The 25,257-nt window shown below is 70.5% G+C and carries 20 protein-coding genes; 4 read left to right on the top strand and 16 right to left on the bottom strand.

Annotated elements, in window-relative coordinates; translation table 11 throughout:
* The 14 genes from nuoH to mqnC all read right to left on the bottom strand — a co-directional run bounded on the left by nuoH (position 1) and on the right by mqnC (position 15,977).
* Positions 1-1,368: an NADH-quinone oxidoreductase subunit NuoH gene (nuoH, locus tag AB0O15_RS24155; RefSeq protein ID WP_364322401.1), complete on the bottom strand. Its 1,368-nt coding sequence runs from the start codon at positions 1,366-1,368 to the stop codon at positions 1-3.
* Positions 1,368-3,848, bottom strand: a complete 2,481-nt coding sequence (locus AB0O15_RS24150; protein ID WP_364322399.1) for an NADH-quinone oxidoreductase subunit G — start codon at positions 3,846-3,848, stop codon at positions 1,368-1,370. Before AB0O15_RS24150 ends, nuoH begins: the two co-directional genes overlap by 1 nt.
* Entirely contained in the window at positions 3,848-5,164 is a 1,317-nt protein-coding gene (gene nuoF, locus AB0O15_RS24145) for an NADH-quinone oxidoreductase subunit NuoF (RefSeq protein ID WP_364322397.1), read from the bottom strand. Before nuoF ends, AB0O15_RS24150 begins: the two co-directional genes overlap by 1 nt.
* A complete protein-coding gene (nuoE, locus tag AB0O15_RS24140) occupies positions 5,161-6,303 on the bottom strand; it encodes an NADH-quinone oxidoreductase subunit NuoE (RefSeq protein WP_364322395.1) in 1,143 nt (380 codons plus the stop codon). The genes nuoF and nuoE overlap by 4 nt, the downstream gene beginning before the upstream one ends.
* On the bottom strand, positions 6,304-7,629 hold the full coding sequence (locus AB0O15_RS24135; RefSeq protein ID WP_364322393.1) for an NADH-quinone oxidoreductase subunit D: 1,326 nt from the start codon (positions 7,627-7,629) through the stop codon (positions 6,304-6,306). It abuts the gene before it with no gap.
* A complete protein-coding gene (locus AB0O15_RS24130; protein ID WP_364322391.1) occupies positions 7,626-8,312 on the bottom strand; it encodes an NADH-quinone oxidoreductase subunit C in 687 nt (228 codons plus the stop codon). Before AB0O15_RS24130 ends, AB0O15_RS24135 begins: the two co-directional genes overlap by 4 nt.
* Positions 8,313-8,984 carry an NADH-quinone oxidoreductase subunit B family protein gene (locus AB0O15_RS24125; protein ID WP_364322389.1) on the bottom strand — a complete coding sequence of 224 codons (672 nt, stop codon included), beginning with the start codon at positions 8,982-8,984 and terminating at the stop codon, positions 8,313-8,315. It abuts the gene before it with no gap.
* A gap of 5 nt (positions 8,985-8,989) precedes the next feature.
* A complete protein-coding gene (locus AB0O15_RS24120) occupies positions 8,990-9,355 on the bottom strand; it encodes an NADH-quinone oxidoreductase subunit A (protein ID WP_364322388.1) in 366 nt (121 codons plus the stop codon).
* Between the two features lie 79 nt (positions 9,356-9,434).
* The gene (locus tag AB0O15_RS24115; RefSeq protein ID WP_364322652.1) at positions 9,435-10,712 is read right to left on the bottom strand and encodes a geranylgeranyl reductase family protein; all 1,278 of its coding nucleotides are present in this window, start codon (positions 10,710-10,712) and stop codon (positions 9,435-9,437) included.
* 121 nt (positions 10,713-10,833) lie between these two features.
* On the bottom strand, positions 10,834-11,091 hold the full coding sequence (locus AB0O15_RS24110) for a hypothetical protein (RefSeq protein ID WP_364322386.1): 258 nt from the start codon (positions 11,089-11,091) through the stop codon (positions 10,834-10,836).
* A 55-nt stretch (positions 11,092-11,146) separates the two neighbouring features.
* Complete coding sequence (locus AB0O15_RS24105) at positions 11,147-11,842, bottom strand: demethylmenaquinone methyltransferase (RefSeq protein WP_364322384.1); 696 nt, start codon at positions 11,840-11,842, stop codon at positions 11,147-11,149.
* Positions 11,843-12,133: 291 nt separating this feature from the next.
* Complete coding sequence (locus AB0O15_RS24100; RefSeq protein ID WP_364322382.1) at positions 12,134-13,204, bottom strand: hypothetical protein; 1,071 nt, start codon at positions 13,202-13,204, stop codon at positions 12,134-12,136.
* A 95-nt stretch (positions 13,205-13,299) separates the two neighbouring features.
* Complete coding sequence (locus AB0O15_RS24095; RefSeq protein WP_364322380.1) at positions 13,300-14,469, bottom strand: hypothetical protein; 1,170 nt, start codon at positions 14,467-14,469, stop codon at positions 13,300-13,302.
* 266 nt (positions 14,470-14,735) lie between these two features.
* Positions 14,736-15,977 carry a cyclic dehypoxanthinyl futalosine synthase gene (gene mqnC, locus AB0O15_RS24090; protein ID WP_364322378.1) on the bottom strand — a complete coding sequence of 414 codons (1,242 nt, stop codon included), beginning with the start codon at positions 15,975-15,977 and terminating at the stop codon, positions 14,736-14,738.
* A 92-nt stretch (positions 15,978-16,069) separates the two neighbouring features.
* On the opposite strand from mqnC, the gene AB0O15_RS24085 reads away from it, so the two are divergent.
* The 3 genes from AB0O15_RS24085 to AB0O15_RS24075 are packed head-to-tail and all read left to right on the top strand — an operon-like array spanning position 16,070 to position 20,931.
* A complete protein-coding gene (locus AB0O15_RS24085) occupies positions 16,070-19,087 on the top strand; it encodes a DEAD/DEAH box helicase (protein WP_364322376.1) in 3,018 nt (1,005 codons plus the stop codon).
* 1 nt (position 19,088) lies between these two features.
* A complete protein-coding gene (locus AB0O15_RS24080) occupies positions 19,089-19,913 on the top strand; it encodes a hypothetical protein (protein ID WP_364322374.1) in 825 nt (274 codons plus the stop codon).
* A 10-nt stretch (positions 19,914-19,923) separates the two neighbouring features.
* Positions 19,924-20,931, top strand: coding sequence for a WD40 repeat domain-containing protein (locus AB0O15_RS24075; protein WP_364322372.1), 1,008 nt, complete (start codon positions 19,924-19,926; stop codon positions 20,929-20,931).
* A gap of 79 nt (positions 20,932-21,010) precedes the next feature.
* On the opposite strand, the gene AB0O15_RS24070 is transcribed toward AB0O15_RS24075, so the two are convergent.
* Both AB0O15_RS24070 and AB0O15_RS24065 read right to left on the bottom strand, forming a co-directional pair.
* Positions 21,011-22,090, bottom strand: coding sequence for a DUF3103 family protein (locus AB0O15_RS24070; RefSeq protein ID WP_364322370.1), 1,080 nt, complete (start codon positions 22,088-22,090; stop codon positions 21,011-21,013).
* Between the two features lie 138 nt (positions 22,091-22,228).
* The gene (locus AB0O15_RS24065; protein ID WP_364322368.1) at positions 22,229-24,241 is read right to left on the bottom strand and encodes an AAA family ATPase; all 2,013 of its coding nucleotides are present in this window, start codon (positions 24,239-24,241) and stop codon (positions 22,229-22,231) included.
* Between the two features lie 167 nt (positions 24,242-24,408).
* Between AB0O15_RS24065 and AB0O15_RS24060 the strand changes: the two genes are divergently transcribed.
* Positions 24,409-25,257, top strand: coding sequence for a menaquinone biosynthesis protein (locus tag AB0O15_RS24060; protein ID WP_364322366.1), 849 nt, complete (start codon positions 24,409-24,411; stop codon positions 25,255-25,257).

The following is a 25,257-nucleotide window of genomic DNA, read 5'->3' as shown; positions in this document are numbered from 1 at the left end:
TCACACCTCCTTCTCTGGCGAGGTTTCGCCGACCGTTGCGGGTTCCCGCTCGGCGACGGCCCGCCGCGCCCGTGGGCTCGGCGGCACTTGCAGGTCCATGGGTGGCACCGGGAAGCTGCCCGGTGGCCGGGCGGCCAGCTGCTCCTCGATGGAGAGCTGCCTGACCTTCTTGGCCGACGGCCAGAACAGCGCGACCAGCAGCACCAGGATCACCACGCTGCCGATCACCAGCCAGCGGGTGGTGCTGGAGAACTCGTTGCTGGCGACCTTCACCCCGGCCAGGAACAGGATCCAGACCAGGTTGACCGGGATCAGGACCTTCCAGCCGAAGCGCATGAACTGGTCGTAGCGCATCCGGGGCAGCGTGGCCCGCAGCCAGATGAAGCCGAACAGCAGGATCAGGACCTTGCCCAGCCACCACAGCAGCGGCCACCAGCCCTGGTTGAACATGCCGTCGTTGATCGAGCTGATCGGCCACGGCGCCCGCCAGCCGCCCAGGAAGAGCGTGGTGGCGAAGGCCGAGACGGTGATCATGTTGATGTACTCGGCCAGGAAGAACAGCGCGAACTTGAACGACGAGTACTCCGTGTGGAAGCCGCCGACCAGCTCGGACTCGGCCTCGGGGAGGTCGAACGGCGCCCGGTTGGTCTCGCCGACCGCCGAGATGCAGTAGATGACGAAGCTCGGCAGCAGCAGGACCGCGTACCAGCTCGGGGCGGTCGGGTGCCAGCCGAAGATGTCGACGGATCCGTTGCCGGCCTGGGCCTTGACGATCTGCGAGGTGCTCATCGTGCCGGCGGTCATGAAGACCGCGACGATCGACAGGCCCATCGCGACCTCGTACGAGATCATCTGCGCGCTCGACCGGAGACCACCGAGCAGCGGGTACGTCGACCCGGACGCCCAGCCGGCCAGCACCACGCCGTAGACCGCCATCGACGAGCAGGCCAGCAGCACCAGCACGGACACCGGAACGTCGGTGAGCTGCAGCGCCGTCTTGTGGCCGAACATCGAGACGACCGGTCCGAACGGGATCACCGCGAAGGCGGTGAAGGCCACGGTCGCGGAGATCACCGGCGCGATGAAGTAGACCACCTTGTCGGCGGTCTTCGGGATGATCTCTTCCTTGAACGGCAGCTTCACGCCGTCGGTGAGGCTCTGCAGCCAGCCCTTCGGGCCCACCTGGTTGGGGCCCGGCCGGACCGCCATCCGGGCCACGACCTTGCGCTCGTAGTTGATCGTGAAGAGCGTCAGCAGCAGCAGGACGACGAAGACGCCGAGCAGCTTGATCAGCACGATCCACCAGACGTCCTGTTCGAACGTCTGCAGCGTCGGGTCCTGCGCGAGGACCTCGAGTCCGTTGCTCATCAGGAGAGAGCCCCCTCAGCGAGGATCGGGCCCGGCACCCCGGCGGACAGCCGGACCACCGCTCCCGCGTTGACCCCGAGGCTGCGACGGACCGTCGAGCCGGGTGAGTTGGTGGGCAGCCACACCACCTGCGCGGGCAGGTCGGTGATCTCGGCCGGCAGCGTGACGCGGCCACGGCCGGTGCTGACCGTGATCAGGTCACCGTCCGCGACACCGAGCGTGTCGGCCAGGTCCTTGCCGATCCGGGCCACCGGCGGGCGGGCCGTGCCGGCCAGGGCCTCGTCGCCGTCCTGGAGGGAACCGAGGTCGAGGTTCTGGTTCCAGGTGGCCAGGATCGCCTCGCCCGGGCCCGGGGCGGGCCGCGCGGTCGCCGCGGCCACCGCGGGCCGGGACGGACGCTCCGAGCGGCTGGCCGGCATCGCGCCCAGCTCGCGGCGGATCGCCATCACGTCGCCGGTGTTCAGCGTGACGTCCATCAGCGCGGCGATCGCCTCGAGCACCCGCCCGTCGGTCATCGCCGTGGTCGGCAGCACCGTGTCGAAGGACCGCAGGCGGCCCTCCCAGTTGAGGAACGTGCCGGACTTCTCGGCGGCCGGGGCGATCGGCAGCACCACGTCGGCCCGCCGGGTCACCGCGCTCTGCCGCAGCTCCAGGCTGACCAGGAACGGCACCGTGTCGAGGGCTTCCTCGGCCAGCCGCGGGTCGGCCAGGTCGGCCGGGTCGACGCCGGCCACCAGCAGGCCGCCGAGCACGCCGTCCTTGGCCGCCCGCACGATCGCGTCGGTGTCCCGCCCGACCGAGGCCGGCAGCAGGCCATCGGCCAGGTCCCAGGCGGCCGAGATCTCGGTGCGGGCCGCCGGGTCGGTGACCGGGCGGCCGCCGGGCAGCAGGTTGGGCAGGCAGCCGGCGTCGACCGCGCCGCGGTCACCGGCCCGCCGGGGCACCCAGACCAGCCGGGCGCCGGTCCGCGAGGCCAGCGCGGCCGCGGCCGAGAGCCCACCGGGCACGGTGCCGAGCCGCTCGCCGACGATCAGGATCGAGCCGGGCGCGGCCAGCGCCGCGGCCACCGCCGGGTCGGTCTCGAGCAGCCGGGCCTCGTCGCCGGGAACCGCCTTGACCAGTGCGGCGCTGAGCTTGTCGAGACCCCGGGTGAGGTAGGGCGCGACCGCCGTGACCTTGAGCTTCCGCTTCCGTACGCCCTTGCGCAGACGCAGGAAGAGGATGCCCACCTCTTCCTCGGGCTCGAGCCCGACGAGGACCGCCGACGGCGCTTCCTCGACGTCGGTGTAGGTCACGTCGGTCAGCCCGGCCACCGTGGACGCCAGGAAGTCGGCCTCCTCGGTGCTGACCGGGCGGGACCGGAAGTCGATGTCGTTGGTGCCGAGCGCGACCCGGGCGAACTTGGCGTACGCGTACGCGTCCTCGACCGTGAGCCGGCCGCCGGTCAGCACGCCGACGCCACCGTTGCGCCGCGCCGCGGTCAGGCCCTCGGCCGCGGCGAGCAGCGCCTCGCTCCACGACGCGGTGCGGTATTCACCGGTCTCCCGGTCGCGGATCAGCGGCTCCATGATGCGGTCGGCCGCGGTCGCGTAGCGGAACGCCCAGCGTCCCTTGTCGCAGTTCCACTCCTCGTTCACCGCCGGGTCGTCGCCGGCCATCCGCCGCAGGACCTTGCCGCGGCGGTGGTCGACGCGGCTGGCGCAGCCGCCGGAGCAGTGCTCGCACACGCTCGGCGTGGAGACCAGGTCGAACGGGCGGGCCCGGAACCGGTACTGCTCGCCGGTCAGCGCGCCCACCGGGCAGATCTGGATCGTGTTGCCGGAGAAGTACGAGTTGAACGGGACGTCGCCCTCGCCGTCGCCGGCCTGGCCGTCACCGGTGAGCTCGCCGCCGAAGAAGTCGTCGCGGTAGACGTTGATCTGCTCGCCGGAGGAGCGGTCCATCAGGTCGATGAACTTGTCGCCGGCGATCTCCTCGGAGAACCGGGTGCAGCGCTGGCACAGGATGCACCGCTCGCGGTCCAGCAGCACCTGGCTGGAGATGTGGATCGGCTTCTCGTACTCACGCTTGTGCTCGTGGAACCGGGAGTCGGTGCGGCCGTTGGACATCGCCTGGTTCTGCAGCGGGCACTCGCCGCCCTTGTCGCAGGTCGGGCAGTCCAGCGGGTGGTTGGCCAGGAGCAGCTCCATCACGCCGTGTTGGGCCTTGTCGGCCACCTCGGAGGTGAGCTGGGTCTTGACCACCATGCCCTCGGCCACCGCCTGGGTGCAGGAGGCGACCGGCTTGCGCTGGCCCTCGACCTCGACCAGGCACTGGCGGCAGGCGCCGGCCGGGGCCAGCAGTGGGTGGTCGCAGAACCGCGGGATCGCCGTGCCCATCCGCTCAGCGACGCGGATGACCAGCTCGCCCTTCTCGGCCTGGACCTCGACGCCGTCGATGGTCAGGGTGACGAGATCGGTCTTCTTTGCGACGTCGGTCATCAGTGCGCTCCTACCAGGGCCTTCTCGGACAGCCGCGGAGCGGTCCGGCCCTCGATGTAGTCCAGGTAGTCCTGGCGGAAGAACTTGAGCGTGGACACCACCGGGGTCGCCGCGCCGTCGCCCAGGCCGCAGAACGACCGGCCGAAGATGTTGTCCGCGGTGTCCTGCAGGGTGTCCAGGTCGGCGTGGGTGCCGTGACCGGAGAGGATCCGGCGGTACGTGCGGACCATCCAGTAGTTGCCCTCGCGGCACGGGGTGCACTTGCCACAGGACTCGTGGTGGTAGAACTCGAGCCAGCGCCAGGTCGCGTAGACCGGGCAGTCCTGGTCGGAGAAGATCTGCATGGCCGTGGTGCCGAGGATCGAACCGGCCGCCGCCACACCCTCGAAGTCCATCGGGGTGTCGATGTGTTCCGCGGTGAGCAGCGGGGTGGACGATCCGCCCGGCGTCCAGAACTTCAGGTTGTGGCCGGGCTGCATGCCGCCGGCCAGCTCGATCAGCTCGCGCAGGGTGATGCCGAGGCCGCATTCGTACTGACCCGGGTTGGCGATCCGGCCGGACAGCGAGTAGATCATCGGGCCGGACGACTTCTCGGTGCCCATGCTCTTCCACCAGTCGGCGCCGCCCAGCACGATGTACGGCACGCTGGCGATGGTGCCGACGTTGTTCACCACGGTCGGGCTGGCGTAGAGGCCGGCCACCGCGGGGAACGGCGGGCGCAGGCGCGGCTGGCCGCGGAAGCCCTCGAGCGAGTCGAGCAGCGCCGTCTCCTCGCCGCAGATGTACGCGCCCGCCCCGCTGTGCACCACCAGGTCGAGGTCGAAGCCGGAGCCCAGGATGTTCTCGCCGAGGAAGCCCTTGGCGTACGCCTCCTTGACCGCATTGCGCAGCCGGCGGGCGGCGTGCACCGCCTCGCCGCGGATGTAGATGTAGGCCCGGCTGGCCCGGATCGCGTACGACGCGATGATCGCGCCCTCGACCAGCGAGTGCGGGTCGTACGTCATCAGCGGCAGGTCCTTGCAGGTGCCCGGCTCGCCCTCGTCGGCGTTGATCACCAGGTAGTGCGGCTTGCCGTCGCCCTGCGGGATGAAGCCCCACTTGAGACCGGTCGGGAAGCCCGCGCCGCCGCGGCCGCGCAGACCGGAGTCCTTGATCAGCTGGATCAGGTCGTCCGGGTGCACGTCCAGCGCCTTCTTGACCGCCGCGTAGCCGTCCAGCCGCTGGTAGACGTCGATCTTCCAGGCGTCCGGCGACAGCCAGCGCTTGGTCAGCACCGGGGTCAGCTTTTCGAGCACCTCACGCCGTGGCTGCGTCACTTCTTCTCCTCGGAACCGTCGGCGGCGGCGGGACGGGCGTCACCGGCCGGTGAGCCGTCGCCGGACGGGGTGGTCTGTGCTACCCCGGACGCCTCGGCCGCGTTGCTCGGCGCCGGCGTGCGGGCCTGGGAGTCGCCGGTGCGGTCGGGCTCACCCATGGTCGGGTTGCGCTTCTCGGCCGTCCGGGTCTCGGGGTCCTTCACGTCCTCGCCGCCGGTCTCCTCACCGGCGTGCCGGTTGGTGACCGCGCCGGCCGCGGCCTTCACCGCTCCGGCCGCCTTCTTGGCCGCCCGGGTCACCCGGCCCTCGGCCGGCGGCGTCGTCGCCGCGGTCCGGGACGCGGGCAGCCGGCCCGGCAGCAGCGGCGAGGTGGCCGGCTCGGCGTCCTTGACGGCCTTGGCCGACTCGTCGCGGGCCGGCTTGGTGGTGGTGATCGGGGTGTCCAGGTTGAAGTCGGGCACCGAGACCCCGTGTTCCTGGGCCAGGGTCACGCCGCGCAGGGTCGGCGCGCCGGCCGGACCGTCGGCGACCGCCTCGATCCGGTCGTCGGCGAACCCGGCCAGCTGGACCTGCATCTCCTTGAGGGTGCAGATCCGGCCGCCGCGGCTGGGCTGCGGGCGCTCGCCCTTGCGCAGCTGCTCGACCAGCCCGATGGTGCTTTCCGGGGTGGCCTGGTCGATCGCGAAGTCGTAGTTGACCGTGACCACCGGCGCGTAGTCGCAGGCGGCCAGGCACTCGGCGTGCTCCAGCGTGATCGTGCCGTCGGTGGTGGTCTCGTCGTGCCCGACACCGAGGTGCTCGGACAGCTCGTCGTAGACCTGCTGGCCGCCCAGCACGTTGCACAGGGTGTTGGTGCAGACGCTGACCAGGTATTCACCGGTCGGCCGGCGCTTGTACATGGTGTAGAACGTGGCCACCGCGCCGACCTGGGCCTTGTTGATGCCCAGGATCTCGGCGCAGAACGCGACGCCGGCCGGGCTGACGTGCCCCTCGGTCGTCTGCACCAGATGGAGCAGCGGGAGCAGCGCGGACCGGCCACGGCCCGCGGGGTAGCGGGCGATGATCTCGAGCGCGGGGTCCAGGAGCCTCTCGGCCAGCGGCGTGGCGGCCGGGGAGAACTCCACCGTGGTTTCGGACATCTATCGGTCACACCCACCCATCACGGGGTCCAACGAGGCGCCGCCGGCGATCACGTCGGCGAGCAGAGCACCCTCGGCCATCGCGGGGATGGCCTGCAGGTTGACGAAGCTGGGATCACGCATGTGCACCCGGTACGGATGTGTGCCACCGTCCGAGACGACGTGCACGCCGAGCTCACCGCGGGGGTGCTCGATGGACACGTAGACCTGACCGGCCGGCACCCGGAAGCCCTCGGTGACCAGCTTGAAGTGGTGGATCAGCGACTCCATCGACTGACCCATGATCTTGGCGACGTGTTCGAGCGAGTTGCCCATGCCGTCGATGCCCACGGCCAGCTGGGCCGGCCAGGCGATCTTCTTGTCGGCGATCATGACCGGGCCCGGCTTGAGCCGGTCGAGCGCCTGCTCGACGATCTTGAGCGACTCGCGGATCTCGGCCATCCGGACCAGGTAGCGGCCCCACACGTCGCTGGTCTGCGCGGTCGGCACGTCGAACTCGTAGTTCTCGTACCCGCAGTACGGCATGGTCTTGCGCAGGTCCCAGGGCAGGCCCGCGGCCCGCAGCACCGGCCCGGTCACGCCCAGGGCCAGGCAGCCGGTCACGTCCAGGACGCCGATCCCCTGCGTGCGCTCCTGCCAGATGATCTGGCCGGAGAGCAGGCTCTCGTACTCCTTGAGCTTCTTCGGCATGTACTTGAGGAAGTCGCGGATCTTGCGGATCGCCGAGTCGGGGACGTCCTGCGCGACGCCGCCGGGGCGGAAGTACGCGTGGTTCATCCGCAGGCCGGTGGTCTCCTCGAAGATGTCCAGGATGTACTCACGCTCGCGGAAGCCGTACAGCATCATCGAGATCGCGCCCAGCTCCATGCCGGTGGTGGCGATCCAGACCAGGTGCGACGAGATCCGGTTGAGCTCCATGAAGAGCAGCCGGATGGTGTTCGCCCGCTCGGTGATGTCGTCGGTGATGCCGAGCAGCTTCTCCACCCCGAGGACGTAACCGGCCTCGTTGAACAGCGGGGCCAGGTAGTCGGCGCGGGTGACGAAGGTGGTGCCCTGGGTCCAGTTGCGGTACTCGAGGTTCTTCTCGATACCGGTGTGCAGGTAGCCGATCACCGGGCGGGCGGCGGTCACCGTCTCGCCCTCGAGCTCCAGGACCAGGCGCAGCACGCCGTGTGTGGACGGGTGCTGCGGACCCATGTTGACGACGATCTTCTCGTTGCTCAACGGGTCGATGGAGCCGGTGACCGTGTCCCAGTCGCCGCCGGTGACCGTGAAGACACGGCCCTCGGTGGTCTCGCGCTCGGTTGCGTATTGAGAGGAAGTCACTGGTAAACCCTCCGCTGGTCCGGTGGCGGAATCTCGGCACCCTTGTATTCCACGGGCACTCCGCCGAGCGGGTAGTCCTTGCGCTGCGGGTGGCCCTCCCAGTCGTCCGGCATCAGGATCCGGGTCAGGTTGGGGTGGCCGGTGAAGACCACGCCGAACATGTCGTACGTCTCCCGCTCCTGCCAGTCGGCGGTCGGGTAGACGCTGGTCACGCTGGGCAGGCTGCCGCCGGCCGGCACGGCCGCCTCGAGGCGTACGCGCCGGCGGTAGGTCATCGAGGTCAGGTGGTACGCCACGTGCAGCCGCCGCGCGTCGGTGTTCAGGTAGTCCACCCCGGACACCGAGGAGCACAGCTCGAAGCGCAGCGCCTCGTCGTCCCGCATGATCTGGACGACCTCGAGGATCCGTTCCGGCGCGATGTGCAGGGTCAGCTCGCCGCGGTCGACGACGACCTTCTCGATCGCGTCGGCGAAGCCGGGGTAGGCCTCCTCGAGCGCGTCGGTCACCTCGTCGAAGTAGCCGCCGTACGGCTTGGGGGTGCCGGGCGCCTCGGCGTGCTTGCGGACCAGGCCGCCGAAGCCGGACACGTCACCGCTGCCGGTGATGCCGAACATGCCCTTCTGGGGGCTGGCCGGCGTCTGCGCGGGTGCGCCCAGCTCGGCGCCGGTGGGTTCGATGCTCATCTACTTGCCGTCCTCCCGCAGATGCGGTTGCAGCTTCATCCAGTTCTCGATGCGCAGCTGCTCCTCGCGGCCTTCCTTGACCGCCTGCGTCCACTCCGCGCGGCGGACCTTGTCCACCCGGTACGAGGAGGGCATCGCGCCCGGCGCCACGATCGGCATCTTGCCCGCGGCCTTGCGGGCCTCGAGCATCTTGCGGCCGTTCGGGCCCAGCGGCTGGGCCATCACCTTCTCGCGCATCTTGAGGATCGCGTCGATCAGCATCTCGGGCCGCGGCGGGCAGCCCGGCAGGTAGATGTCGACCGGCACGATGTGGTCGACGCCCTGCACGATCGCGTAGTTGTTGAACATGCCGCCGGACGAGGCGCAGACCCCCATCGAGATGACCGAGCGCGGCTCGGGCATCTGGTCGTAGATCTGCCGGACCACCGGGGCCATCTTCTGGCTCACCCGGCCGGCCACGATCATCAGGTCGGCCTGGCGGGGCGAAGCGCGGAACACCTCCATGCCCCAGCGACCGAGGTCGTAGTGGGGCCCGCCGGCCGCCATCATCTCGATGGCGCAGCAGGCCAGCCCGAACGTGGCGCCCCAGAACGACGACTTCCGGGCCCAGTTCGAGAGCTTCTCGACCGAGGTCAGCAGAATGCCGCTCGGCAGCTTCTCTTCGATTCCCATGGTGATCAGTCCCAGTTGAGGCCGCCACGCCGCCACACATACGTGTAGGCGATGAAGACGGTGATGATGAAAAGAACCATCTCGATGAATCCGAACAGGCCCAGCGCCCCGAAGGAGACGGCCCACGGGTACAGGAAGATGGTCTCGATGTCGAAGATGATGAAGAGCATCGCGGTCAGGTAGAACTTGACCGGGAAGCGGCCGCCGCCGATCGGCTGCGGCGCGGGCTCGATGCCGCACTCGTAGGCGTCCAGCTTGGCGCGGTTGTAGCGTTTCGGTCCGACGATCGGGGCGATGGACACGGAGAACAACGCGAACAACGCGCCCAGGGTCAGCAGCCCGACGATCGGGACGTACGGGTTGACCGTCATGCTCTCTCCTGCTCGGGTGTCGTCCAGCTCACACTATTGATCCGGGATCCTCCGGCCTCGACCGGGGTGTCCTGCGTCTTCATACCGCCGGAGCCACCTTGGTCAGACCGTTGATGACCCGGTCCATGGCGTCCCCGCCCCGCGGATCCGTCAGGTTCGCCAGCAGTTTCAGAACGAATCGCATGAGCGTCGGATGTGGCATGCCGTGCTTGGTCGCGACCCGCATGATCTGTGGATTGCCGATCAGCTTCACGAAGACCCCGCCCAGGCGGTAGTACCCGCCGAAGCGGATCTTCAACTCCGCCGGGTACGCCCGCAGCGCGCGCTCGCGGTCCGGACCGGCCGGTCGGGCCAGCGCCTGCACCGCGACCTCGGCCGCCAGCTCGCCGGACTCCATCGCGTAGGCGATGCCCTCGCCGTTCATCGGGTTGACCATGCCGCCCGAGTCGCCGACCAGCATCATGCCGCGGGTGTAATGCGGAACCCGGTTGAAGCCCATCGGCAGCGCTGCGCCGAGGATCTGACCGTCCGCGTTCGCCTCGTCGGTCAGGCCCCACTCCGGCGGCGTGGTGGCCAGCCAGTCGGTCAGCATCGCCCGGTAGTTGGTGCGGCCGAAGGCGCTGGACGAGTTGAGGATGCCCAGGCCGGCGTTGACCCGGCCGTCGCCGAGGCCGAAGATCCAGCCGTACCCGGGCAGCAGCCGGTCGCGGTCCTGCGCGCTGCGCAGTTCCAACCAGGACTCCAGGTAGTCGTCGTCGGCCCGGACCGGCGACTGGTAGTAGCGGCGGACCGCCACCCCGATCGGCCGGTCGTCCCGCTTGGCCAGGCCCATCGCCAGCGGCAGCTTGCCGGACACACCGTCCGCCGCGACGATCAACGGCGCGCGAAACTGAACCGGTTCCTTCTCGGCGCCACGCTTGGCCAGGACGCCGATGGCGTGGCCGTCGTCGTCGAGCACCGGCCCGGTCACGTTGACCCGGGTGTGCAGCACGGCGCCGGCCTCGACCGCGCGCTTGGCCAGCATGTCGTCGAAGTCGAGCCGGGTGCGGACCAGGCCGTAGCTGGGGAAGCTGGCCAGCTCGGGCCAGTCGAGCTCGAGCCGGACGCCGCCGCCGATCACCCGCAGGCCCCGGTTCTGCAGCCAGCCGGCCTTCTCCGAGGTGTCGACGCCCATCCGGATCAGCTGCCGGGTGGCGCGCGGGGTCAGGCCGTCGCCGCAGACCTTCTCGCGCGGGAACTCGGTCTTCTCCAGCAGGAGGACACGTAGTCCGTGTCGTGCCATGTGATAGGCGGCCGCGGAACCGCCCGGCCCGGCGCCGACGATGATCACATCGGCCTCGTCGACGATCGCTGTCAGCTGCTCGTGCACGGCCTCACCTCCGTTTCGCGCTTGCTCGTGAAACAGTTCACAAGCCAGCCCACCCGGAGTCTAAGACGGCCATCGAGGCGCTTCGGGGTTAGGGAACCCTAACCCCCAGTCACGCCGGTGAGCCGCGGTCGAGTGCCCGGTCTGCGACCAGCCGGGCGGCTCCGTCCAGGTGTTTCCGAAACGTACCGCCCATCGCCCGATCGAGCGCGACGATCAGCTGATCCACCAGATCCTGGGCCAGCCCCGGATCGTCGGCCGCGACCAGCCGGATGCGGTTGGCCAGTTCCAGCGCGCGCCGTTCGCCCTCTTCCTGATCATCGATGGCCACATCGATGTCGGTGTCCTCAAGTTCCCCGAGTGTGCGCATACTTTCGTACGTTAAGCACGGTTTTACGATTTGTTGGGGGTTTGGCGGGTTTTCACTAGTCTCTCGTGGCCCGGTGCAGCGCCACCACGCCGCCGGTCAGGTTGCGCCAGCCGACCCGGGTCCAGGCTCCGGCCTGCGCGATGCGTTCGGCCAGACCCGTCTGGTCCGGCCAGGCGCGGATCGACTCGGCCAGATAGACGTACGCCTCCGGGTTGCTGCTCACCTGACGCGCGACCCGCGGCAACGACCGCATCACGTAGTTGAAGTAGACCGTGTGGAACGGCCGGTTGACCGGGTGGCTGAACTCGCAGACCACCAGGCGGCCGCCCTTGCGCGTGACCCGGCCCAGCTCACGCAGCGCGGCGCCGGTGTCGACCACGTTGCGCAGGGCGAACGAGATGGTCACCGCGTCGAAGACGCCGTCCGGGAAGGGCAGGCGCAGCGCGTCGCCGGCCACCAGCGGAACGGTGCGCCCGCTGTGCCGGCCCGCCGCCAGCATGCCGGTGGAGAGGTCGGCGCCCACCGCGTAGGCCCCCGAGCGGGTCAGCTCCTCGGTGGAGATCCCGGTGCCCGCGCCAACGTCGAGCACCCGTTCGCCCGGCCGCAACGCCAGCGCGGCCCGGGTCGACCGTCGCCAGCCGCGGTCCTGACCGAACGACAGGACCGTGTTGGTCAGGTCGTACCGCCGGGCCACGCCGTCGAACATCTCGGCGACCTCATGCGGCTGCTTGTCCAGATCTGCACGCGTCACGCGTCCACTCTGCCAGGCCCCGGACAGGGAAACGGGCGGGATGGTCACCCATCCCGCCCGTCACCGTGTTGCGTTATATATACGACCGCCATCGGTCGGGTCCAGAGGCGCCGCCATCGTTGATGGCAACCGGCGGCGTCGGTGCATTGCCCAGTGTTACGAGAAGCACGATATCCAGCGGAAACACCCCGGTACAGGAAGACACGGCGAGCGTTACGAAGGAGCAATCAGCCCCTCACCGACCCGCCTAACCGCACCTGTCTGAACGGATGATCGGATCCGCTGTACGGCCTACCCGACCCCCTCACGGCGGCGCCCCAGCAAGATCAAGAATGCTCCGAGGGCCAGCAGCAGCGCCCCGGCGCCCACGGCCGGCCCCGGTCCGGTGATCGGCAGGACCGGGTCGTCGTCACCGTCACCGCCGCCCGGGCTCTCGTCGTCACCCGGCGCGACCACGATCACGAAGGTGTCGTCGTTGTCGGCCAGGTCGATGTCGGCCAGCGGCGTGGGGAAGGACCTCGGCGCGGCCTTGACCTCGGCCGGGGTCGCCGCCCGGCCGGTGATCGTCACCTTGCCGCCCTTGAGGTTCACGCCCCGCTTGGCGTTGTCGTCGAGCCGCACCGGGAAGGAGAGCGGGATCAGGTCGCTCTCCGCCGGCAGCACCGCGTCGCCGAAGTCGCAGGTGACCGTCCGGGCGGTCGTCTCACAGCCTTCGACGGGCGGCTTCCCGGGCCGGAAGCGAGCGCCGGCCGGCAGGGTCGCGGTCACCTTGACGTCGGTGGCCGGCACGTTGCCCCGGTTGGCGAAGGCGGCCTCCAGCGGGGCCGTCTGCCCCGGCTCGAGCGCGCCGTCGGCCGGCACGTCCGCGGCCTGGGCGTACAGGTCCGGGCCGGGCCCGCTCTCGACGGAGAGCGGGAACGTGGCGAAGTCCTGCGGGTCCCAGCCCACCCGGTAGACGAACAGGACGCGGAGGTTGCCGGCCGGTCCGGGCACGGCCCCGCCCGTGATGGTGGTCGTGAATGTCGCGCTCCGGCCCGGCAGCAACGGGTTCGGCGTGAGCGCGCACCCGTCACCGATCCACCCGCCGGCGTCACAGACCTCGCGGTCGATGGCGATGGTGATCCGGTCGTGGTCCCAGGAGTTCTCCTCGAACTCCAGGACCGGGTTCCAGAGATCGTCGTCGCTGATGTTGGTGATCGTGAACGTCACCTGCTTGCTGCCCCCGGCCACGACCTTGCCGCTGGAGAGTTCGATGGCCACCCTGAGCTCGTCCTCCGGGCCCGCGCTGGCCGGCGACGCGGTCAGGGTGACCGCGCTCGCCGCGAGGAACAGCGCGACGGCGCCGGTGAGCAGACGACGCATGATCAAGATTCCCCCCCATAGCCAACGGCCCGACACCCCCTTGGTGGGGTGCCGGGCCGGTCGGCGATCTTCAGTTCTGCGGTGGTGGTGGCGCCTTACTTGTTGTCGGTCGGCGCGGCGAAGGTGATCCGGCGACGACGGGCCGAGATGAAGAGGAACGCGCCCACACCCAGGGCCAGGGCACCGGCGCCGGCGGCACCCGCGGCGACCGGACCGGTCAGCGGCAGCGACGGGTCGTCGGACTCGCCGCCACCCTCGCCACCCGCGACACCGCCGAGGATGGCCACGAAGCCGTCGCTGTTGTCCGTGGCGTCCACGTCGAACTTGGCGATCTCGGCCTTGGTGACGGCCTTGGCGAACTTGGGCAGGGCCGGCGCCGCGGCGCGACGCTTGGCGACCGAGGCCGGCAGGGTCTCGGCCACGACGGTCCAGGTGCCGCCGGTCAGCTTGGCCGGGCCCTTGGCCTTCGACGAGACGACAACCTCGAAGTAGGAGCTGAACGCCGAGATCGCCGTGTCGTTCTCCTGACCGAACGGCACGAGGACCAGGCCCTTGCCGACGCAGGTCGCGGCGGTCATCGCCGCGTTGTACTCGCAGTCCTCTTCCTTGGCCGCGAAGGTGAGATCCTTCGGCAGCTTGACGGAGACCTTGAGGTTGGTGGCGGCCGCGTCACCGTGGTTGGCGATGTAGCCCCAGGCGAAGCTGTGCTCGCCCGGCGCCAGCGCCTTGCCGGTCGGCACGCCGTTGCTGTCGGCGGACGTCACGTCCGAGGCGACGACGCGCAGGTCGACACCGGCCTTCTCGGACAGCACGACCTCGACGGTCTTGCTGTCGTTGGCCTTGACCGTGTCACCCTCGACGACGACCGTGACCTTCAGCTTGCCGGCGCTGCCGCGGGCGGCCGGGTCGGCCACCTTCAGCGGAACGTCCAGGTCGGCGGTCTCGCCGGGCCCCGGGATGAACTCCTCGCCGATCTCACAGTCGGCGATGCCGTTCTCCACCGTGCACGAGCCCAGGTCGAGAGCGACCTTGTCGTTCAGCTGGCGGGCGTCGAAGAGCACGCCGACCTGCTTGGGCTTGCTGGTGCCGTTGTTCGAGAAGCTGATCGTGGCCGGCTTCTCGGTGGCGCCCAGGGCGATGGTGGTGCCCTTGAGGTTGATACCGAAGTCGACGTCAGCGGCCAACGCCGGAGTGGCGGCCAGGGCGAGAGCGCCGGCCGCGAGCATTCCGGTGGCGGAGACGCGCGCCAGGTGGCGGATCGTCATGAGAGGGGGCTCCCCGTGAGACCTAGGAATAAGAGGCCCGAAGGTTATCGACGGATCTTCACCTTCCGCTATCCCGTCCACAGGGGACACACAGGTCATGCGCGGCCCTGATCCGCAAATGCCCGTTTCTCGGAGCGGTTAAGGGACCTTTAAGCCAGGGGCGTCACTCGGCCGAAAGGATGAGCGGATCTCGACGGAGCGTGATACCGCCATTACAAGCGTCGCGACGGTCGCGTACCGTCCATACGCAACCGGCTCACGCTCGGTCAGGAGGCCTCGACCAGCGGTAGCTGGGTGCGGCCGGCGCCGCCACCGGGGATCGCGATCGACGAGAAGTGGGAGACCACCCGGTCGTCGGTCGGGTCGTCGGCCTCGGTGTGGTGCACGGCCAGGTGGTTGTAGAGGGTGTCGCGCCAGGCCGGGATGCGGCCCGCCGTGCGGATCATCCAGATCAGCTCGTGCAGGTTCGAGCGGTGCCGGGCGCCGGCCGAGGAGATCACGTTCTCCTCCAGCATGATCGAGCCCAGGTCGTCGACGCCCATGTGCAGCGACAGCTGGCCGACGTCCTTGCCGGTGGTCAGCCAGGACGCCTGCAGGTGGGCCACGTTGTCGAAGAACAGCCGGGACACCGCGATGAACCGCAGGTATTCCAGCGTCGTGGCCTGGGTGCGGCCCTTGAGGTGGTTGTTCTCGGGCTGGTAGGTCCACGGGATGAACGCCCGGAAGCCGCCGGGACCGTCCGCCGCCTCGACCGGGGTGTCGGCGTAGCCGTTGGCCACGGCGAGGTCCTGGACCTCACGGATCATCCGGATGTGCTCGATGCGCTCGGCGTTCGTCTCGCCCGTGCCCATCATCATCGTGGCCGTCGAGCTCAGGCCGTTGCGGTGGGCGACCGCCATCACCTCGAGCCAGCGGGCGCCGCTCTCCTTGAGCGGGGCGATGGCCTTGCGCGGCCGGTCCGGCAACATCTCGGCGCCCGCGCCGGCGATCGAGTCGAGCCCGGCGGCCTTGATGCGGACCACCGCCTCCTCGATCGAGACGTCGCTCACCTTGGCCATGTGCAGGATCTCGCTGGGCCCGATCGAGTGGATCACGAGCTGCGGGTACGCCTGCTTGACGGTGGAGAAGAGCTGCTCGTAGTAGTCCACCCCGTAGTCGGGGTGGTGACCGCCCTGGAGCATCACCTGGGTGGCGCCGAGGTCGGCCGCCTCGCCGCACCGGCGCAGGATCTCCGCCATCGGGTGGGACCAGCCCTCACCGTGTTTCGGCGCGCGGTAGAAGGCGCAGAACTTGCAGGCGGTGACGCACACGTTGGTGTAGTTGATGTTGCGGTCGATCAGATAGGTGACGATGCCGTCGGGGTATCGACGCCGCCGGACCGCGTCGGCCGCCTCGCCGAGCGCGTGCAACGGCGCATCCGTGTAGAGCAGCAGCGCCTCCTCGGCGCTGATCCGGCCGCCGTCGGCGCCACGCTGCAGGATGCTGTCGATCTCGGTCAAGGCAGTCACGACGCCAAGCGTACGTGCCGTTTCGGGGGGTCGTCAGCGGCGCGTGTCACGGCGGCGCGGTTTTGTCGGTGCCCTTGGTTAGGGTCGTCGGCGTGCTTGTCGTTCACGGTTCGTGGCTGCCCGTTCCGGGCGGCATGGGTCAGCTCGCGCTCTGGGCCGAAGACCCCGAGCTCCCGCTGACCGCGGCGTCGCGCGCGAAAAGGCCGGCCCACCCGTTCGCGGTGCCGGCCGGCCGGCTGCTGGCCGCGCTCGACGACCTCGGCGACGAGCTGGCCACAGCGGTCGAGAGCACGCTCACGCTGCGGCTTCCCGGCACGACCAAGGGTCCGCTGCCGTCGCCCGAGGCGGGCAGCGAGACGCCCGGCCGCGGGCTGCGGCTGACCCAGTGGGAGACGCCGGCGCTGCTGCTGCCCGGCGAGGCGGCGATGGCCGCCCTCGGCGCGCTGGCCTCGCCCGACCCGAGCGGCCCGTGGAGCTCGGCGGCCTCGCTGCGCTACCTCTGCGTGCTGGCCGGGCACGCCTGCGACCTGGCCCGCCGGGGCCGCATGCTGCCCCAACTGGTCACCGAGGCGGGTGAATCGGCCGCGCGCTGGCGTCCGGTGCTGACCGGGGCCGACGCCGCCGCCTACCGCGACTTCGCGGCCGCGATGCCGCCGGTCTGCCGGGCCGCCCACGACGCCGGCGAGGGCGCGACCCTGCGGGACGCGCTGGCCACCCTGGTCGACGCGGCGGCCCGGGCGCTGCTGCCCGAGCGGCTGCTGCTCGGCCACCGGCCGGGGCCCAAGGCGCCGCTGCCCGACCGCTGGGTGCTCGCGCTGACCGCCGACGACCCGGCCCTGCCCGGCGCACCCCCGGCCGAGGTGGCCGACCTGCGCCGGGCCCTGGACGGCTGGCTGGCCGCGGCCCACGAGGCCAACGGGCCGATCCGGGTCAGCTTCCGGCTGAGCGAGCCGCCGCCCGGCGAGGACGACTGGGGCCTGGAGTTCGCGCTCCAGTCGGCCGACGACCCCAGCCTCTACCTGCCCGCGGCAGCGCTGTGGGACGGCGCCCGGATGCCGGGGCTGCCCGCCCGGCCGGACGAGACGCTGCTGGCCGGTCTCGGCCGGGCGGTGCGGCTCTTCCCCCTGCTCCACGTCGCGCTCCGCGATCCGGAACCGGCGGCGATGACGCTGGCGACCGGCGAGGCCCACGAGTTCCTGCGCCAGGCGGCGCCGTTGTTGCAGGCGGCCGGCTTCGGGGTGCAGCTGCCCAAGTGGGCCGGGCGCAAGGCGGTCGGGCTCAAGCTGACCACGCGTACGCGGAAGAAGGAATCGTCCCGGGCGGTCGCCGACTCCGGGTTCGGGCTGGACGAGCTGGTCGGGTTCCGGATCGACCTGGTGATCGGCGACGGCACGGTGACCGCCGAGGAACTGGCCGAGCTGGCCCGGCTCAAGGTGCCGCTGGTCCGCATCCGCGGTCAGTGGGTCGAGCTGGACGACCGGCAGCTCAAGGCGGCGCTGCGGGCGGTCGACAAGCGGCGCGAAGGCGAGCTCACCGCGGCCGAGGTGCTGCAGACCGTGGTCGACGGCGGCGACGAAGACCTGCCGCTGGTCGAGGTCGACGCCGACGGGATGCTCGGCGACCTGCTCGGTGGCGCGGCCGAACGCCTGGCGCCGGTGGCCACCCCGGCGGCGTTCCAGGGCGTGCTCCGGCCGTACCAGGAAAGGGGTTTGTCGTGGTTGCACTTCTTGTCCAGGCTGGGTCTGGGCGGGGTGCTGGCCGACGACATGGGCCTGGGCAAGACCGCACAGACGCTGTCGCTGCTGCTGGCCGAGCGGGCGGGCGACACGAAGGCCGCGCCGACCCTGCTGATCTGCCCGATGTCGCTGGTCAGCAACTGGCAGAAAGAGGCGGCGCGGTTCGCCCCGAGCCTGCGCGTGTACGTGCATCACGGCGGCGCCCGGCAGCGGGACTCCTCGTTCCTGGACGCGGTCGCGTCGGCCGACCTCGTGATCACCACGTACGGGACCGCGCTACGTGACCTGACGGCCCTGCGCGAGGTGACGTGGGGGCGGGTGGCCTGCGACGAGGCTCAGGCGATCAAGAACGCCGGGACCCGGCAGGCGCAGGCCGTCCGTGCGATCCCGGCCCGTACCCGGCTGGCCCTGACCGGCACGCCGGTCGAGAACCACCTGGCCGAGCTCTGGTCGATCATGGAGTTCGTCAACCCGGGGCTGCTCGGGCCGGCCAAGCGGTTCCGCCGCCGCTTCCAGGAGCCGATCGAGATCCGGCAGGACGCCGACGCCACCGCCGCGCTCAAGCGGGCGACCGGCCCGTTCGTGCTGCGCCGCCTCAAGACCGACAAGTCGATCATCTCGGACCTGCCGGAGAAGGACGAGATGAAGACCTGGTGCACGCTCACCGCCGAGCAGGCGACCCTCTACCAGGCCGTGGTGGAAGACATGATGGACGCCATCGAGGGCTCCGAGGGCATCCAGCGCCGGGGCAACGTGATCGCCGCGATGACCAAGCTCAAGCAGGTCTGCAACCACCCGGCCCACCTGCTCAAGGACGGCTCGCGGCTGCCCGGGCGGTCGGGCAAGCTGGCCCGGCTCGAGGAGCTGACCGAAGAGATCATCTCCGACGGCGACAAGGCGCTGATCTTCACGCAGTACTCCGAGTTCGGGTCGATGCTCCAGCCCTACCTGGCCGCCCACCTCGACCGGCCGGTGCTCTGGCTGCACGGCGGCCTGACCAAGGCCCGGCGCGACGACCTGGTCGAGCGCTTCCAGACCGACGACGAGCCGATGCTGTTCCTGCTGTCGCTCAAGGCGGCCGGCACCGGCCTCAACCTGACCGCGGCCAACCACGTGATCCACTACGACCGCTGGTGGAACCCGGCCGTCGAGAACCAGGCCACCGACCGGGCGTTCCGCATCGGCCAGCGGCGCAACGTACAGGTCCGCAAGTTCATCTGCACCGGAACGCTCGAGGAGAAGATCGACGCGATGATCGAGCGGAAGAAGGCGCTCGCCGCGTCGGTGGTCGGCACCGGCGAAGACTGGATCTCCGAGCTGAACACCGACCAGCTGCGCGACCTGTTCGCGCTCGACCCGGCGGCGGTGAGCTGACATGCCGGTCGACCCCGACGGACGGTTCTTCGAGGGCGGGCCGCCGATCAAGGTCGACGGCGGCATCGCGGTGCGGGCCCAGCGCGGCAACATCGGCTCGCAGTGGTGGTCACGGCGGTTCGTCGACATCCTCGAGGAGATCTGCCCGCCCGGCCGGCTGGCCCGCGGCCGCAGCTACGCCCGCAAGGGCCAGGTCATCGACTTCTCGCTCACGCCGGGCCGGGTGGTCGGCCGGGTGCAGGGCTCACGACCAGAGCCCTATCTCGTCACGCTGACCATCGACGCCTTCGACCCGCCACAGTGGACGAGACTGACCTCCGACCTCGCCGGCCAGGCCCTGTTCCGGGCCGCGCTGCTGGCCGGCACGATGCCGCACGAGATCGTGGAGGTCTTCGACGCGGCCGAGCTGCCGCTGTTCCCCGCCCAGGTCGGCATGGTGTGCAGCTGCCCGGACTGGAGCGTCCCCTGCAAACACGCCTCGGCCATGCTGTACGTGCTGGCCGAGGCGTTCGACGACGACCCGTTCCTGGTGCTGGCCTGGCGCGGCCGCAGCCGCGACGAGCTGCTGGACGCCCTGCGCGCGACACCCGAACCGGCCGAGGTGATCGACCCCCTGGCCGTCGACGAGACGGCGCTCGGCGACCGGCTGGGCGACTACTACTCCCCCGGAATCTCGCTGAGCCGCCTGCGCGAGCGGCCGGCCCGGGTGACCGCGCCGCCCGAGTTGCTGCTGCGGGCCCTGGACGCGCCGAAGGTCAAGGTGCGTCACATCCCGCTGACCGACCTGCTGCGTCCCGCCTACCGAGACCTTGAACGCCCCGGCTAGCGTGCGCGGCGTGGACACGCCTGTGGATGAACATCCCTGGAACGCGGCTCAGGCCGAGCACGGTCACGCCGGCGACGTCCGGGCGATCGCCGCCGGCGCCTGCGCCGGCCGGCCGGTCTTCGCCTCCGGCGGGGAGGACGGCACGATCCGGCTGTGGGAGGCCGGCACGTCCGATTTCCTGCGGTCCATCGAGGCACACCCCAAGCCGGTCCGCGCCCTCGTGTTCGCCGGCGACATCCTGGTCAGCGCCGGGGAGGACGGCCTCGTCGAGCGCTGGGACCCGGCCACCGGCGAACGGATCGGGGCGCCGCGGCCCGAGCCGGTCGTCGCGCTCGCCGCCGCCGGGAACCTCGTCGCCGCCGCGGGCGCCGACCAGCGACTCCGGGTCTGGGACGCGTCGACCGGCGCCCCGCGGGCCGACTTCGACGTGCGGCGCGAGGTGACGAGCATCTCGTTGTCCTCCCCCGGCGACCGCCTGATCGCCCTGGTCATCGGCGAGCTCCGGGACGACGAGAAGCACTGGGACGACCTCGCGGTCGGGACCCTCTGGGACGCCACGACCGGCGCCGAACTGCGCGAGCCGATGCTGATCCCGGACGGCGGCGGCGTCGGCACCGCCGGAACCGTGAACGGCCGCCCGGTCGTGGTGCACGGCATCGACGCCCGGAAGAACCAGCCCGACGAATGGTGCCGGCCCGAGGAACGGGCCGACCTGAACGTCCGCGACCTGACCACCGGCGACCTGCTGGCCACGCTGACGCACCCCGGGTACGGCTGGAACCACGCGGTGGTGCTGGTCACCGCCCGGTCCGGCCGCACCCTGGCGTTCTCGGCCGGCGACTCGAAGGTGATCGCCTGGGACCCGGCCACCGGCCACGAGATCACCGACCCTCACCTGCGCGAGTTCTACACCGGCGAGGTGTCCGGCCTGGCCGTGACCGAGGTGGACGGCCGGTTCGCGGTCGCCGCCTGCGTCGACGACCAGGTCTGCATCTGGTCGGCCGACGTGCCGGGCTGATCTCACATGCTCCGGGGGGACGGGAGATACGCGAGCGGTCGGCCCGCGCATCTCCACACGGGTCACCTGATCGGCACCCTCAGGAGGTCCACTGCCGAAGAGCGCCCCAATTGGTTCTGTTCTGGGAAGAGCCTTCAAACAAGCTGTGCTTGATCTGAACGTCGCCGATGCGGTCATCATCGTCGTCCATGCCGATTCCGAGTTTGTACTCACCGAAGGCCAACTCGAAGTCGAAACTGCTGCCGTCGTCCTCCCACCAGGAGAAGACCACGTCACACTTGGAACTGCCCAGGTTCTCCACTCCGGTCCATTCGTCGCCGGCGTTGTTCAACCCCTCCCAGTTGTATTCCACGAACCCCGTACCGCTGCAGCCCCTGCTCTTGACCCGCACAGCGATCTCCGCGTCTCCCTTGGCCCACGGCTCCTTGTCGTCGAGCAGAACGACCTCATTCATGGTGACCTTGTAACTGGCCGCTGCGGCGGAAACCGACTCGTCGGCCGACGTCACGTCTGATTGCCGGGTCTGGAGCACATTGCCGGCATCGTCGGTTCGTTCGTTGACCCCCAGGACGATGACGGGCTGCTTCGGCGCCACCTGAGCATCCAGCTGGTGGGCCTTGCCCGCGGCGTCGTAGGCGGTGACGGTCGCGAGTGTCGTGTCGTCGACGCCCTCGGGCATCCAGGCGACCAGCGGGGTGTAGTCCGCGGCATTCCAGGTGTCGAAATTCGCGGGCACGGCGACCTGGAAGCGCGGAATCCCGTTGGCGAGAGCCGCGACGGTGTTCTGGGCCGACAGAGTCGAGATGCCCTTCGCCTGAGAAGCGACCTTCGTGATTGCGCCCTGCGCACCCGGTTTCGCCTTGAGACTCTTCCACAGGACATCGTTGTCGCCGTCGAACCGCTCGGCGACGGAATCCTGGATCGTCTGACGGAAGCCCTTGTCCGTGACGGCGCCGGCGAACAACTTCGCCAGAGCGTCCAACGAGCTGTTCGTGCCGGCGTCGGAGATCCTGGCCGTGGCGGTCGAAGGTTCCGCGTACGCCGGGCCCCCGATGATGGCACTGCTCGCGGCGACCGTCCCGAGAATGGTCAGGGAAGCGCCGACGATCCGCCCTGCCCTTTTCCGCGCACTCCGAGATCCCATGTTCCCTGGGTTCACAATTCCTCCTCTTGCCGCACCGTCTGTCGAGAAGGGACGCTACGGACGCGCGAACCGGTTCGTGAGGGTCGAACAACCCTCATTCCGCACCGACGAGTGAGTGGGCCGGCGAGCGTCGCCAGGGCTGGAAGCGTCTAATCAGAGAGGCGGCGGCAGGGGCTGGCTGTGCAGGACCGAGAGGCGGGAGACGGCGCGGGTCAGGACGACGTAAAGGCGGTGCAGGCCGCGCGGTTCGGCGGCCACGATGTCGGCGGGCTCGAGGACGATGACGTGGTCGTACTCGAGGCCCTTGACCATCGTCGCGGGCACCACCGTGACGCGCGCCTCGGAGTCGACGTCCTCGGGGGTCGCGGCCTCGACGCCCGCCGCGGCCAGGTGTTTGCGCAGGCGGTCGATGGCGCTGTCGGCCGCGATCACCGCGACCGACCCCTCGTGCTCGAGCGCGGCCGTGATCTCGACCAGCATGGCCGCCTCGACATCGCCGGTGGGCACGATGGACAGGTCGCCGTCGCTACGCAGCGACTCGGCCTCGGGCACGTCCACGCCCAGGGCCGGCAGCAGGCGGTTGGCCAATTCGATGATCATTTCGGGTACGCGGAACCCGACGGTCAACGGGACCACCGCGGCGTCCGGCTTGCCGAGGTGGCCGAGGGTGTCCCGCCAGTTCACCGCCGCCCACGGCGCCGTGCCCTGGGCCAGGTCGCCGAGCAGCGTGATCGACCCGTGCTCGCTGCGCCGCGCGATCGCCCGCGCCTGCATCGGCGACAGGTCCTGCGCCTCGTCGACGACGACGTGCCCGAAGCTGGACTCCCGTTCCAGCAGCCCGGCCGCCTCGTCGAGCAATACCAGGTCGGCGGCGCTGAACCGGGCGGCCTTGACCGTCCGTGGCGGCTTGACCCAGCGGATCGCCTCCTGCTCGTCGGGGGTCAGGATGCCGTCCGCGATCGACGGGTCGACAAGCACGGAGACGACCAGTTCGGCCGGCGTGATCGACGGCCAGGCGGCGTCGATGAACGTGCGGACCGGCGCCACCCGGGCCATCTTGCGCATCCAGCCCTCGCCGGGCGAGTTGCCGGTCCGGTACTCGGACTGGCGTTGCAGCAGCCCGACCACCCGGGCCAGCACCCGCTCCCGGCCCACCGCGTACGGCAGTCCTTCGCGCCGGGCCTCGTCCACGATCCGGCGCAGCGGCTCCGCGTCGATCCGCCACCGGTACGACCCGTCCGACACCATGATCGGCTCGGTCGGCTTCACCAGCCGGCCGCGCAGCGCCTCGGCCAGCACCCGGGCCATCCGCGGGTCGTGCTTGATCAGCGTGGCCGCGTCGGTGTCGACGGCCCGGACCGGCGCCCGCCCGATCAACTCGTCGACGGTGGCCTGCTGCACCTCGACCTCGCCGAGGGCCGGCAGGACCGCCGAGATGTACGACAGGAACGCGGTGTTCGGCCCCACGATCAGCACCCCGGACCGGCGCAGCCGCTCGCGGTGCAGATAGAGCAGGTACGCCGCCCGGTGCAGCCCGACCGCCGTCTTGCCGGTGCCGGGCGCGCCCTGCACGCAGATCGAGTGCTCCAGGTCGGCGCGGACCAGCTCGTCCTGTTCCGGCTGGATGGTGGCGACGATGTCGCGCATCGGGCCGACGCGCGGCCGTTCGATCTCGGCGGTCAGGATGCGGCTCTTGGTGCCGAGTTCCTCGCCGCGGTCGAGGTGTTCGTCCTCGAAGCTGGTCAGTTCGCCGCGGACGAAACCGAATCGGCGGCGCACGGCCACACCCTGTGGGTCGCGGACGCTGGCCCGGTAGAACGAGCGGGACAGCGGCGCCCGCCAGTCCAGGACCATCGGCTCGCCGGCGTCGTCGGTGACGTGCCGCCGGCCGACGTGGAACTCGGCGTCGCCGATGTCGAGGCGGCCGAAGAACAGCGGGGTGTCCGGTACGTCGGCCAGCTCGGCCACCCGCCGGGAGAGGGTCCGGCCGAGGGCTTCGGCGCCGTACGCGTCGCCGGCGACGTCGCTGCCGGTCGAGAAGAGGGCTTCGGCCCGGCCGCGCATCCGGCGCAGGGCGGCCCGGGACTCGGACAGATGGGTTCGTTCGGCTTGCAGTTCGCTGTCGAGGTCAGGTGCGGGCACGCTGATCTTCCCTATCGCTCGCATGCTTCGCTTCCGCGTATCCGGGGGCGGATGGCCGCCTGGACCCGGCGCGGCGACGTCCGCTTCGGTGCTTTCACCTCGTCCGTCGAGCGGCCAACCACCTTACGCTCCGACGTGGGATACGCCACCGAATTACCGGCGGGGCGAAATGCCGGGATACGTTCGGTGGCATGAGTGATCGCGTCCAGCGCCCCCGGGTCGGGCACATCCAGTTCCTGAACTGCCTGCCGATCTACTGGGGCCTGATGCGTTCGGGCGCGCTGCTGGACGTCGATCTGCGCAAGGACACGCCCGACCGGCTGAACGCGGCGCTGGTCGCCGGCGACCTCGACATCGGCCCGATCTCGCTGGTCGAATACCTGCGCCACCACGAAGATCTGCTGCTCCTGCCCAACCTGGCGGTCGGCAGTGACGGGCCGGTGCTGTCGGTGAACCTGGTGACCACCCGGCCGCTGGGCGAGCTGGACGGCCGCCCGGTGGCGCTGGGCTCGACCTCACGAACCGGCGTGCTGCTGGCGCAGATGCTGCTGGCCGACCGTTACCAGGCCGAACCGGAGTACTTCCGCTGCCCGCCCGACCTGACCCAGATGTTGATGGAGGCGGACGCGGGCGTGCTGATCGGCGACCCGGCGCTGCGGGTCATGCACGAGCCGCCCAGCGGTCTGACCGTGGTCGACCTGGGTGAGGCGTGGCGCGAGTGGACCGGGCTGCCGATGGTCTTCGCGGTCTGGGCGGTGCGCAAGGATTTCGCGTCGGCCCACCCGGGCGTGGTCAAGGAGGTGCACGAGGCCTTCCTGCGCTCCCGTGACCTGTGCCTGGACGAGCTCGACACGGTGGCCGAGGCGGCCGCCCGGTGGGAACCGTTCGACGCCGCGACGCTCGCCAACTATTTCCGCGCGCTCGACTTCTCGCTGGGCGAGCGCCAGGTGGCCGGGCTGCGCGAGTTCGCCCGCCGGGCGGCAGCGCGGGGCGAGGCGCCGGCGCTGCCGCCGGACGGACCGGTCTTCGCGGCGCTCTGA

The sequence above is a fragment of the Actinoplanes sp. NPDC089786 genome (assembly GCF_040684855.1).
GTDB lineage: Bacteria > Actinomycetota > Actinomycetes > Mycobacteriales > Micromonosporaceae > Actinoplanes.
This window is presented reverse-complemented; position numbering and strand designations above follow the sequence as displayed.